The sequence below is a fragment of the Gemmatimonadales bacterium genome (assembly GCA_030697825.1).
Classification (GTDB): Bacteria; Gemmatimonadota; Gemmatimonadetes; order Gemmatimonadales; family JACORV01; genus JACORV01.
Genome location: JAUYOW010000180.1, coordinates 1 through 3,696 on the forward strand (window position 1 = coordinate 1; position 3,696 = coordinate 3,696).

At 69.3% G+C, this 3,696-nt stretch carries 4 protein-coding genes; 1 reads left to right on the top strand and 3 read right to left on the bottom strand.

From position 1 onward, the window contains the following. From Q8Q85_09530 to Q8Q85_09540, 3 genes are all read right to left on the bottom strand, one after another. The coding region (locus Q8Q85_09530) for a TolC family protein (GenBank protein MDP3774493.1) at positions 1-1,136 on the bottom strand (1,136 nt) is incomplete at its 3' end. Positions 1,137-1,318: 182 nt separating this feature from the next. After that, positions 1,319-2,017 carry a hypothetical protein gene (locus Q8Q85_09535; GenBank protein ID MDP3774494.1) on the bottom strand — a complete coding sequence of 233 codons (699 nt, stop codon included), beginning with the start codon at positions 2,015-2,017 and terminating at the stop codon, positions 1,319-1,321. Between the two features lie 7 nt (positions 2,018-2,024). Then, positions 2,025-2,756, bottom strand: a complete 732-nt coding sequence (locus tag Q8Q85_09540; protein MDP3774495.1) for a creatininase family protein — start codon at positions 2,754-2,756, stop codon at positions 2,025-2,027. An 81-nt stretch (positions 2,757-2,837) separates the two neighbouring features. Here Q8Q85_09540 and Q8Q85_09545 point away from each other — a divergent pair. Further along, the coding region (locus Q8Q85_09545; GenBank protein ID MDP3774496.1) for a hypothetical protein at positions 2,838-3,696 on the top strand (859 nt) is incomplete at its 3' end.

A 3,696-nucleotide genomic window follows, 5' to 3' on the forward strand; every position in this document is an offset into this window, starting at 1 on the left:
TGGAGAGCGATCGTCTGATAGGCGGCCACGATGGCGCGGTAGGCCGCGCTCACCTCGGCGCGGACCTGCAACTCGCGACCGCGGATGGCTTGGCGGACATCGTCTTCCTGCGCCCGCGCCTGCGCGGTCTGCACGTTGCGCCGGAACCCGTCATAGAGCGGCAGCGACACGCCGATCTGGTACGAAAACGGGTCGGTCCCCCGCGCCACGCTCGGCGGAAGCCGCAGCGTCACGTTGGAGTCCGTCGAGCTGCGGAATTTGCCGTAGCTGGCCGAGAATTGAAGGCTGGGCAGATACTGGGACCGCGCTGCCCGCACGCCCCACTGCGCCGACGCCTGGCGGGCTCTGAGCGCCACCAGCCCGGGGTTCTCCGCCAAAGCCATAGCCAGCAGCGAGTCGAGCCGGAACGCCGGCGGGACGACCGGGAAAGAGTCGGTGAGCTCGATGCGGGCCGGCTCGGGCGCGGGGACGCCAAGGCGCTGGAAGAGGACCAGCGTCTGGTTCTCCACCGTCTGTTCGGCCCGGAGGATGTTCACCGCGGCCTGGCCCTTTTCGACTTCGGCGCGGCGCACGTCGATCAGCGTTCCCTGGCCCACGCCGTAGCGAGCCTGGGCGAGGTTGAGGTTTTCCGTGGACCGCTCGACCGAGCGTTGTGCCAGGAGGGCCTGTGCCTGCGCCTGGAGCAGATTGAGGTACTGCTGCCGCACCGTCGTCTCGAGCACTGTGCGCGCGCCCGCGATGTCCGCGTCCGTGGCCCGCGCGTTGGCCGCGGCGAGGCCCCGATCGGCAAAAGTGGCACCGGAGAGCCGGTAGTTGACTCCCAACGACCACGAATTGTTGGTGGTGCTCGGGCTACTGAACGGAATCCCCGAGAAGATGCTCGTCCCTTCGCCCCGGTGGTACGTGCCGGCCGATAGGTCGGCCGTCGGCGTGAACAGGCTGGCCGTAGCGTTGGTCACTCTCCGTCCGGCAGCCCAGCTATCGTTGAGAGTGGCCCGGTAATCGGGGTTGTTCCTCCGGGCGATGTCCAGCGCCTCGGCGAGCGCCAGCCGCCGCACGGGCACCTCCTGGGCGTATCCGATGGCTGCCATCAGCGAGAACACCACCAGCCAGCCAATTATCAATCGAGCCCGCATACTCACGTTACCTTTTGTCGAAGTCATTGTGCTGTACGTCACTATGCCAGGGTCAGTTTCATCGCGAGACCCGGACTGTGAGCGTCCGCGACCCGATCCCTGACCGCGGTCGAATATAAGGGCTTGGACGCGTCCGCGTTTCAAGTTGGGATGCCGGCCGTGGCAGACCGGTTTAGCGGCGACTAGTGAGCGGGCAGCTCGGAGCGGGTGGCGACGATGCTAAGGCGGGGGACCGCGATGCGGAGCAAGTCCCCGTTGGCGGTGATCCAAAACCGGCGCTCGTCGCCGTCCGGGAGGCGGAGGACGAAGCGGTCGGCGGCGAGGCGCCGGTCGCCAACCAGCACGGTATCGGTGCCTTGTCCCTCCACCGTGCCGGCTACGGCGCGCTCATCGCTGGGTCGGATCACGGACACCGTTCGGGTGGTACCGATGGTCGGACGGGGCACGAAGTAGAATTCGTGGTAGGCGTCGCTCCCGAGGACGACCAGCGGGAGCCGCACCGGAAACTCGCGCGCGGTCTCGCCGTCGTGGGATGCCAGCCGGGCGCTGAAGCGAACGCCGCTGAGCTGTGCCGAGTAGCGGACCACGACGCGGCCGCCCTGGGTGGAGGTCTCCTGGAACGCCTGCGGCACCTGATCGGCGGAGAGCTCGAGCGCGTGTTGCACCTCTCGGTCGCGAAAGTGCACGGTCGAGACGGAGAGCACACCGTTCTGGCCCCGACGGTCCACCGTGGGGCGGATGGCGAACTCCTCACGCCCGATCTCGATGCCGTTCTGTACGATCACGAAGGTCCCGCGGTCGAGGAAGTCCTGGGCGACGGCTGGACGGACGGACGGATCGAGGAACAGACGGACGGCAAGGAACACGAGGAGTGCTCTCATACGTTGCTTACCCTGCGGCGGGCGCGGAGTTCGCGCCGAGCACCCGGCGCCGGATGCGGTCCAGGATGAACGAGTAGATGCGCTCGCCCTTCTCCGCGGAGGCGCGCGTGGGCTGGCCGATCGATCCCGGAGAGATGGCAGGAAGCTTCATCGTGGAGCCGCGCCGGTAGCGCCGGACGTCGTCCTCGGGCAAGATAAAGTCCTGGGCCTGCTCCATCCGGACGAGGTGGGGGGCCACGTAAAGAAGGAGCGAGGTGTCCACTTCACCGCCGTGGATCGGTCCCGCGGGGCCGTCCACCAGCGCGCCGAGATCCATGGCGAGTATGTCGATGACGCGAACTCGCGCGCGGTCGGTGACGACGGTGCCGAGCGCTTCCTGGTGCGGGGCGTGTCCATGCATGGTGAGGACGAGGAACTCCTCGACGCCCACTTTCTCCCAGTCGGGCAGCAGGTCGTTGAGCCAGCGACGCAGGGTCTTGCGGCGCACGCTAGCATTGCCAGGGAAGGCTTGCGCGGTCTGGTCGTTGACGCCGTACTCCACGGTAGGTGAGCGGAGGATGCGGAATTCAGCCGAAAGATCGTCGGCGAGGCGCTCGATGATGATGGTGTCGCACCCGAACGGCAGGTGCGGGCCGTGCTGCTCACACGTCCCGACGGGGATGATCAGTCGCGGGTTGGCGGCCAAGGCGACTCGCGCTTCGTCTGGAGTGATCTCCTTGAGCCGGAGCGGAAGGCTCATGCCGGAGCCCGGCGTCTGAGGCGGTGGCCCCTGGCATGGCTGGCCGCGACGGCCGCGGCGTCCGTGGTGGCGGCGGAGTGGATGCGTGCGCCGGCATGGGCTCTGGCGCTCGGGGTCGCGCTGCTCACCGGATACGTGGCAGTCGCGGCGCACCGGCTCTGGCGCGAGGGCGACGCGGGCGTGGTAGTCGCCGCGTCAGGCGCTCTCCTGATGGTCGTTCTCTCGGTGCTGGTCGCCGCGTTCACCTGGCGGCTGGCTCGGGTCGAGCGTCGGTGGTCCGCGGTACGCGAGGCCCGGATAGCAGCCGATTCGAGGCGGCTGGGCAACGAGCTCGAAGGCGCGGTGCGAGTGGTGCGCGGCCTGGCGGATCGCGCGGCCCCGGCGCTCGACCTTGCGCCGGCGAGTGCGTTCGAGGCGGTGGGCCGCCTGCTGGCGCGCCGCGGGGCGGCAACGAACTCGGTCGTGCTGTTCGACGCGCACGGGCAGCCTATGGCGTGGGCCGGCCCGCAGCGCGTGGCGCTGGTGCCGGAAGGACCGCCGCTCGCCGCCGTCATGACTCCATTCTACCTGTGGCTTGTCGCGCGACGCCAGACCGACGCCGGAACGGCGGTGGCCACGCTGCTTCTGGCGCGCGACTCGGCGACTCCGTCCGCGGGCGTCGCGTTCGCCGACCAATTCGCCGGTCGTACCGGCGATGGGCTGCGGTTCTTCGATCCCGCTAGCGCGCCCGCGGACTCGGACGTGTTCGACTACCAGCTCGACGGGGACACGCTGTTCGCCGTGCAGCCGGTGCCGCCGGAGCAGGCCGTGGCGCGCGACCGGCTGCGCGCCGGCGCGCGCCGGCTGGTGTTCTGGGCAGTGGTGCTCCTGCTGCTGGCGGGAGTGACCGGCGCGGTGCGCCTGCGGCTTCCACTTCAGGCCGCACTGCTCCCGGTCGGCG